A 7,239-nucleotide genomic window follows, 5' to 3' on the forward strand; every position below is an offset into this window, starting at 1 on the left:
TCCGTATTGATTGAAAATCCCCCAATAATTACCAAACAGCTTATTTATCAATGCAGCACCGCCTAGGCTAATACCTGCATCCAGTGCGGCGTCAGGAATCCCCTTCCAGTTTGGGATATCGGGCATTTTGGGTAGGTCTGGCATTCCAAACATAGGCACCTCATTTTTGGACGCAAAAAAACCGCAGTTAAGCGGCCTTAGAAATGAAAAACCCGCGAGTGCGGGTTATATTCAAGTTGATTCTGTTCTGTCAAAAAATGCTATAAGCCAAGTTCTGAGTGAGAACCAAGTCGGACAAGACGCAATACGTCAGCGTCTGGCTTCTGATAAATCAATATCAGGTCAGGTTTAATGTGACAGTCTCGAAAATCCTTCCAATCACCAGAAAGGGCATGATCACAATATTTCGGTTCCAGCAAGCTATCAGAGGCCAGTAATTCAGTCACCGTCATAAGTGCGTCATCCAGAGTTTCACGATGACGGCTTTTCTTTTCTCTCTTGTAATCTCGCTTAAACTGGCTTGTATAATCAGTCGTCCGCATTGAGATCAGCCATTAAATCTTTAACTGAGGAAAATGATTTACCGCCACCTTTGCGAGCTTCTTTCATTGCGGCTATTGTTGTCTCATTTGGTATCAGAGGCTCAAACGGCAATACCTTATCTCTTGCCACTCGCGTTAACATCATACGGACGGCATCCGATACAGTCAGTCCCATCGCAGCCAAAACAGCAGCCGCTTCTGCTTTAATTTCACCGTCAATACGGGTTTGTACTAGCTGGTTTGTAGCCATAATAATATCTCTCATTGAATGACGTTGTAATTCAATTGTAATTCAATGAATACTTATTATCAACTTTTATGGGCAAAAAATAACCTATTTCGAAATTAAAGCCATCCGTGGCTTAGGGTTAGTTCAATAGCTTAACTTTTCGTTCAATTGCACATTTCGTTGAGTAAGTTGCACCAGAGGCATCCCACAAGTAAGTGTGAAACCGTGAAGTAATTGGTGAATTCACTAACTCTAATGCTGGCGATATAGACTCTTCCCATATATCAGCCATTCTTTTGAGGTGCTTGTAAATCACGCCGATGTTATTCAGCTCCAGTGATAAATCTATTGCTATCGGTTCATGCGATGGTAACTCTTCTTTAGGAAGCCACTCTCCAGTGAGAGCCATTTTGTGAATATATTCGATAGCCTGTGGTAGCTGTTCTACTGTTAGTTCATCTATATGCTCTACATTGAATCGTTGGTGAACCAGTGAGTAAGCCTCTGGGTACATGATGCCTTTCTTACTCACCAGTAAGTTAACCGCGTTCTTTAAGGGATTGCGTTGTTGGACTGTGGTTTTGGTTGCTACTGCTTCCGCCTCTTTCTGATTGAAGTAAAAGTCTTCCAGCTTCTCGAAAACATCCCATGCCTTGTCAGTATCTAACATCTTAGCGTGACGAGCAGCGCCGCGTTCTGTCCAGAGGACGAGGCTTCGTGCTTTTGGTGAAATTTGTAACTGACTAACTGTCAGTCGCAAATTTTGTGACTTACTTAAAGTAAGCCGCAAATCTTTAAGTCCTTGCCCAGCAACCTTGAAGAAGTGTTTACCTTCTACAAAACGGCCTTTATTTCTGGAATGATTAACCTGAATGTTAATAACATCTGTTTCATAAACGTTAGCCAACAACTCAGTAGTAATAACTGGAATGCTGTTGTGCATAATGGCGGTCATACTTTGTACAGAATTAGAGGTTTTACAAACTTCATTAACTGGTATACTTAACATGTCTATTTTCCTTGAGATGATATTAGACGTTGTATAAGAAGCCCTGACTATTGGCGTAGTTGGGGCTTCACCGTTTTACAAAGATACTATTTATCTCGTTACTGTAACTTTTATAAAGATTTCTATAGTGAATTTGGGAAGTGCTTCGTAAATCAAATTTATAGCGAGTTAATCGATTGCATTAATAACGTAATGTGATAATTTAACTATCCCTTAGCCATCCTTGGCCTTCAAATCCTTACGCTACTTCAACGCCGTGGTTATGCTGCCACCTTCCATCCCGTAATGGAGAACCTGCCCATTTTGGGGTGAGACCATTGTGAACCGCGTTGCTCTGCTTCTTTCATCATCTGATGCAAAGCCTTTTCGAATGCGCCTTCGTATACCACTGACATTTGCGTAACCTGTCCGCCCGGTGCAACGTGAGGAACTTTCTTATGTGGCACACTCCATCCGATAACTAATTGCTTGCTCTTAGCATTACTAAGACCGTAGGTTGCCTGTAGATAGCTGTATCCCTGATATCCTTGCGGGATAGTGCCTTGCTTTATTTGCTCTACGTCTTGTTCTACAGCAGAAATTCGTTTTTCATTACGAGCGGCATTACTGGCAATGGCGGCAATCATTTCCATTTCCGATAGTTGAGGTAAGGTTTTTCCTTCTTCCAGCTCTTTCCAGCGATCTACCAGTCTTGCTGTAAATTCAGGGGATAGTTGAGCTACTACAATGATACTGTCACGCTTACCTAGCTCACCTTTAAACAGATAATATGTTACGGGGCGACCAGTAGTGGGCTTTTCCTCAATTTGAGGAGAAGTAATTACACCTTTTTTAGTCAGTATTTCAATGGTTCGCTTAACGTTGTCATGGCGTTTATTTACCAGTTCGGCAATCTCAACGCTTGACATAGTGACAGCTTGTGTTGCAGGTGCTAAAATTTTCATAGCGTTATTTTCCTTGTACATATTTAACGTTATTGAAGCCTCGTTGGTGGCAGCCTTCGAGGTTTCGTCTTTATTACCCAATCCTCTTTTTCTCATCGTTGATACTCCACACCAGTCTTTGGATAATTGCTGAATTCAAAGACAAGCCTTCTTCTTTTGCTTTCGATATGACATGTTCTTTCACTCTCTTCGGTAAACGTAAGCTGAACGTTTCTGTTGCTCTTTCTGTGTACAGGGCGTCTTTCATTTTTATTTCTCTCCCAGTTGATGATGTCATAATGACATGATGTCAGTATGACTTATATTTACATGATGTCAATATGCTATTACCATTATTTTAGAATTAAATAAAAAGGTAATTAAAATGACTAAAAAGCTCGTGGCAAACCAAGATAAATTCATGCTCAGATTGCCCGATGGCATGAGGGACTCTATCGCCAAAAGAGCAGAAGAGAATGGCAGATCAATGAACTCTGAGATTGTTCAAATTTTGCAAGATGCACTTGATACTGGCGTTAGCCAGATCGACCCAAACATGTCGCCAGAGGATGCTCAGGCCACATTCGAGGATGGAATAGAAGAATTCAAAAGACTGCTTTCTAAGAAGCAGGAAGACATATTAACTTTAGCCAAGATATTCGCAGAGTGGTCTAGCAAGAAAGATAAATAACCTACTGATTTTATTTAATTGGGCTGAATTGTCACAATCGAATTCCCTAACTACGAAAGTTTCGTAGTTACCAACAAAAAAGCCCCGTGATGGGGCTATTTTCGGGATGGCTCTGCTTGCTGGTTCTGGGTTACTGTTGGTTGGGGCTGTGACGTAGCGCCTTTACTAGATATTATCCAACTGGATGCAAGCACTACGGCAGACATAATAATTGTTACTAGAGCCAACCCTATTGATGTCGTCCATTGAGTTGTGGAAATGCTTGATTTTAAACCGTCAATTTTGCCTTCTACAGCCTCAAATTTTCCGTCGACTTTTGCCGATAAGGACTGAATCGAAATATTCAGATTGGCTAACTGAACATTTTGCTGTTCTCTCCACTCTGCCATATCTTTTTTCATGGTAGCGGCTACAACATCAACTTCGGCTTTGTTAGCTTTTAAGAGGGCTTCAAGTTCTGTCTTGGTGAAGTTATCTGGCATATGCTCCTCCTTATTACGTGATTCCACATTGCTATTACCTTTATCATACTCGCTATGAGGATTTTGATCTAAATCTATCCACCCAATAACATACGCAACATTTCCTTCCTCCCTAATAGCTTTACTCATTTCTGGCACTCCCTTGATTTTCCCTCAACCATTCAACGATTACTGCTACCGAGAAATTTATTTCATAGGCGCAATTCGAACATATCGCTCTAAAATAATAATCTTTTATGTGAAATCCATCAGAATAGAACGCAGGGTAGCGCCTTACAGGTAACAAGAATCTAGATCTAGTAGCCTGATTAGGCTCATCATCACCAAATCCGAAGGGAATACTTATTTTTTTGCTTTTGCATATGGGACAGACAACGGCCTCACTGACTCTATCAGAAAAAAAATCGGTCAGTGTTTCTGGCTTAATTATCTTTAATTCTGTAAACAATTCCTCTTCACTATCAAACAAAATCTTCATAACATCACCCAATGTTAAACATTTCTCACATTTAACCACTCAGTCAATGATAGGTGTTACTGGTTATTTGATCAGCACATCCAGAAAGTGTGAAGAGGGTTACAAAAATCACGTAAAGCCGCGCTAGGCGGCTATTAATAACTATTCATTCTTTCGCACTTACCTAACACTGCATTTATAGGGCTAAATGCGTCATCTGTGCTTAAAATTGCCATCATACCCAGCTTTTCACTGCCTATAAGGAATGCATAGTTACTATCGTTCACATACTCTTTATATTTCACGGAATTATTACTACTAGATTCAAGCTTAACCGTTGCGCCAAAGCTACCCCAAGATGGGGATGGCTTAGCACTCATCGGTATGTTTGGATGAAGATCCGTAACTAGATACTTTCCCTCTTCATCATGCTCGATTCTTAACATAGCTCGTGGGAAGTGACCGGATGGAAATCCTTTGAAATTGCTTAATACCCCACTTGGATAAATACCACAAAAATAGTTTCCATTACGAATATCGAGCTTGCCGTCATCGCCGGTATAAACTCCGTTATCAGCAACAGCCCCCATTGATACAACTAAGGTGGCTACAAAAACAATCTTCCTCAGCATTTACTACCTCTTACATTGATCAACTTGGCTTAAGTATAATAGCTATGGTTAAATAGGATGAGGGGAAAGCTCCGTGATAGAGCCGTTACCTGCTAATGCTTGCATGATCACCAATCAAGACTCTTACCTAGACCGAATCTTTTGTTCAATTCGACTTTGTATTGCTCAAAGAAGTTTTTCATTTTTTCTTTTCGTTCGTCTATTGATGCTTTTGTTACCCCGTGCTTCATTAGCATTTTAATAACTTTCTTTTTTTCGTCCTCGGTGATGTCATCTTTATTCATGCGTTCAAATATTGATGCCAGCTCTTTGCACGATGTAAGCGTATTGCACTCTTTACCCAAAATATCTTCATTTGGTACATAGAAAAGATAGGTAACTCCCTCAATTTCTTTTTTCGTCTTAGCATTGCTACTAAACTGTGAATGAATATAGCTCTCTGTTGATACACATTTATCAAGAACGGGACTATCCATAACAAAACCCCGACCTCTACATACCATATCCAAGGAAGAACCGGGAACTAGGTTCAGTACATATGGATCATTTTTATCAACGTTAAGCATTGCACCACCAAGAAAATAATTAGGATTTACGGTCTTAACTACAGCGTTACCCATAAAATTCTCAGTCACGCTTTCGACCGTGCCAAGAATTCTATTTTTCTTACCTTTATACTTGTTGCTTGCGACTAATTCATTGCGCTTATAATCACGATACATTTCTTCTGCTGAGTATGGACCGTATGTATCCTCAAGCGCTAACACCTTCTTGCCGTCTTTTACAGACTCAAGTTCATCTTTAATGAAAAAGTCAGTTAATACTTTATTAAAATTATTGAAAGCAACTTTATCCTGAGGATCGGGAAGACCAGCAGAGTTAGCGACAGCAGATACTAAAAATAAGACAGCAGCAAATTTCCTTAGCATTCATCACCCCATGTAATGATTAATTTGCTCCAAGTATAACCATCACGCTCAAATAAAACACAGTGAAAACAAATTAGTGTTATGCTGTACACATAGATCAGCCACTTTGAGGTGCAATGCAATGAGACTAATAAAAGCCGCACTCCTTATGATTGCCACTGTAATAGCGTTACCTTCTGTAGCAGCAGAAAACAAAAAGTATGAATCGATGGTTGATGCAGGTAAGGATTACTACATGGATATTCGTAATGGTGAAATATATGGCATTTACTACGCCCCTAAATCTAAACCAAGTGATGCTTTAGGTCATTGGTTTAATTGCTCTGATCCAGTGATAGATCGCGTTACCGTTATCTCTACCTCACCAGATGAAAGAACTATAGAAACTTTTAAAGTAAAAGATAGTGATGGTAACTATGAAACATATGATATCTCACCAATTTATAAAGATATTCCGAACGTTGCACGCGGTTATATACGATATTTAATCAAGCAAGACGCTAAAATTAAACTCACTTCTCGCATATGTGGTAGCGGTGGTTTCCCTACCTTTGTATCCGCTGAGCCTATTAAACAGTCTTAACCTAAGCGGGAATTCCCGCTTAGTCCTGTAATTTATCCCATTGACGGTATTATCTGAGATAGATGTAATCTCGTAGCTTCTCCTGCGTCTGCTATATTGCCTGTCACGGTGCTGGCTGTCGTAGTTACGTTAATGCCGCCGTTTATATCTACTTTGACATTATTAGTTGCACCAGCCATAGGCATGTTACGTATCCTGTCGGTTTGAGCAAGGAACTCAAATGGTGCGTTTATGTCCATATTGGGTACAAGTGGTTGATTCACCCTTGCTTGAAAATCAGAAATTGACTGTGCAATTCCCTGAGCTTTCCGGTTCTTTTGTTCCTCAGTCATGTTCTTTTTGACTTTTGGGATGTAGTCGCGTGTTTCTTTTGGCATTTTATCCATGCCAAACTCACTCATATTGCCAGTGCCCCAATTATACCCGGCTAACGTTTCATCTAACTTGCCACCAAACTGCCTAGATAAATTACCCAGCATTTTAGCTGCTGCATCGGCTGATTTATACCAATCGAAAACATCATTACCTTTAAGCCCGTAAGCCTTGGCTGTTGGTGGCATAAATTGAAACGGCCCTTTTGCACCAGCTTCAGAAACAGAATACCTTTTACCCGCCGATTCGGTCATAGCAACCCCATACAGCAAACCTGGCTCCAAGCCCTCTCTCTTCTCAAGCTCCATAAAATACCCTCTCATGGAATCAAGGGCAGCCTGACCTTGAAGCTCATTTGCATTGCCTTTCTTGGCGTTAGGTAAAGCTTTA

Annotated in this window: 12 protein-coding genes; 2 read left to right on the top strand and 10 right to left on the bottom strand. The window is 40.5% G+C overall.

Annotated elements, in window-relative coordinates; translation table 11 throughout:
* Positions 1-260 precede the first annotated feature (260 nt).
* From Xets_RS19480 to Xets_RS19500, 5 genes are all read right to left on the bottom strand, one after another.
* The gene (locus Xets_RS19480; protein ID WP_187652386.1) at positions 261-542 is read right to left on the bottom strand and encodes a type II toxin-antitoxin system YafQ family toxin; all 282 of its coding nucleotides are present in this window, start codon (positions 540-542) and stop codon (positions 261-263) included.
* Positions 529-792 carry a type II toxin-antitoxin system RelB/DinJ family antitoxin gene (locus Xets_RS19485; protein WP_187652387.1) on the bottom strand — a complete coding sequence of 88 codons (264 nt, stop codon included), beginning with the start codon at positions 790-792 and terminating at the stop codon, positions 529-531. Before Xets_RS19485 ends, Xets_RS19480 begins: the two co-directional genes overlap by 14 nt.
* A 118-nt stretch (positions 793-910) precedes the next feature.
* The gene (locus Xets_RS19490; protein ID WP_222941663.1) at positions 911-1,780 is read right to left on the bottom strand and encodes an ORF6N domain-containing protein; all 870 of its coding nucleotides are present in this window, start codon (positions 1,778-1,780) and stop codon (positions 911-913) included.
* A gap of 260 nt (positions 1,781-2,040) precedes the next feature.
* A complete protein-coding gene (locus Xets_RS19495) occupies positions 2,041-2,724 on the bottom strand; it encodes a Rha family transcriptional regulator (protein WP_187652388.1) in 684 nt (227 codons plus the stop codon).
* A gap of 73 nt (positions 2,725-2,797) precedes the next feature.
* Positions 2,798-2,971, bottom strand: a complete 174-nt coding sequence (locus tag Xets_RS19500; protein ID WP_187652389.1) for an Arc family DNA-binding protein — start codon at positions 2,969-2,971, stop codon at positions 2,798-2,800.
* 117 nt (positions 2,972-3,088) lie between these two features.
* Between Xets_RS19500 and Xets_RS19505 the strand changes: the two genes are divergently transcribed.
* The gene (locus tag Xets_RS19505; protein WP_187652390.1) at positions 3,089-3,394 is read left to right on the top strand and encodes an Arc family DNA-binding protein; all 306 of its coding nucleotides are present in this window, start codon (positions 3,089-3,091) and stop codon (positions 3,392-3,394) included.
* A gap of 95 nt (positions 3,395-3,489) precedes the next feature.
* Here the strand turns inward: Xets_RS19505 and Xets_RS19510 are convergent, their stop codons facing one another.
* The 4 genes from Xets_RS19510 to Xets_RS19525 all read right to left on the bottom strand — a co-directional run bounded on the left by Xets_RS19510 (position 3,490) and on the right by Xets_RS19525 (position 5,894).
* Positions 3,490-4,005: a hypothetical protein gene (locus Xets_RS19510; protein WP_187652391.1), complete on the bottom strand. Its 516-nt coding sequence runs from the start codon at positions 4,003-4,005 to the stop codon at positions 3,490-3,492.
* A complete protein-coding gene (locus Xets_RS19515) occupies positions 3,998-4,354 on the bottom strand; it encodes a hypothetical protein (RefSeq protein WP_187652392.1) in 357 nt (118 codons plus the stop codon). Before Xets_RS19515 ends, Xets_RS19510 begins: the two co-directional genes overlap by 8 nt.
* Before the next feature lie 134 nt (positions 4,355-4,488).
* Positions 4,489-4,965 (bottom strand): hypothetical protein, encoded by a 477-nt coding sequence (locus Xets_RS19520; RefSeq protein ID WP_187652393.1) that lies wholly within the window; start codon positions 4,963-4,965, stop codon positions 4,489-4,491.
* A gap of 107 nt (positions 4,966-5,072) precedes the next feature.
* Complete coding sequence (locus Xets_RS19525) at positions 5,073-5,894, bottom strand: hypothetical protein (RefSeq protein ID WP_187652394.1); 822 nt, start codon at positions 5,892-5,894, stop codon at positions 5,073-5,075.
* Positions 5,895-6,015: 121 nt separating this feature from the next.
* Here Xets_RS19525 and Xets_RS19530 point away from each other — a divergent pair, with 121 nt between their 5' ends.
* Complete coding sequence (locus Xets_RS19530) at positions 6,016-6,477, top strand: hypothetical protein (protein WP_187652395.1); 462 nt, start codon at positions 6,016-6,018, stop codon at positions 6,475-6,477.
* Between the two features lie 32 nt (positions 6,478-6,509).
* On the opposite strand, the gene Xets_RS19535 is transcribed toward Xets_RS19530, so the two are convergent.
* Positions 6,510-7,239: lytic transglycosylase domain-containing protein (locus Xets_RS19535; RefSeq protein ID WP_187652396.1), on the bottom strand; the 730-nt coding region annotated here is incomplete at its 5' end.

The organism is Xenorhabdus sp. TS4 (assembly GCF_014467265.1).
GTDB lineage: Bacteria > Pseudomonadota > Gammaproteobacteria > Enterobacterales > Enterobacteriaceae > Xenorhabdus > Xenorhabdus ehlersii.